The sequence below is a fragment of the Mesorhizobium silamurunense genome (assembly GCF_014843825.1).
GTDB classification, from domain to species: Bacteria; Pseudomonadota; Alphaproteobacteria; order Rhizobiales; family Rhizobiaceae; genus Mesorhizobium; species Mesorhizobium silamurunense.
Window position 1 is genome coordinate 1 of record NZ_JHQR01000447.1, and the last position, 265, is coordinate 265.

The 265-nt window shown below is 56.6% G+C and carries 1 protein-coding gene; it reads right to left on the reverse strand.

Annotated elements, in window-relative coordinates; translation table 11 throughout:
* Positions 1–16 precede the first annotated feature (16 nt).
* Positions 17–265, reverse strand: a 249-nt coding sequence (locus tag DH10_RS35915; protein WP_192385958.1) for a hypothetical protein, incomplete at its 5' end; no start/stop codon positions are given.

Genomic DNA, 265 nt, shown 5'->3' on the forward strand with positions numbered 1-265 from the left:
CGTAACCGCCCGGTTGTTACCGCGGAGATTTCGCTTTGATGCGAGCGATGAGTTCTTGGCCATCGACGAAGGCTTCGAGGAAGTCATTCCATTCGTCAGCGGTGCGGCGCGCATGGGCAAGCATTTGCTCCAGCTCTTCCATTCCGTCGCGGGTAAGCGAAGTTATTGCCTCGTCCTGTCCGGTGTAGACGCTGATGATGCTGCCATAGCTCAGGTTGTCATCGTTGCTGACGATCGCCTGCAGGAGTTCGGCATCTTCATCGAG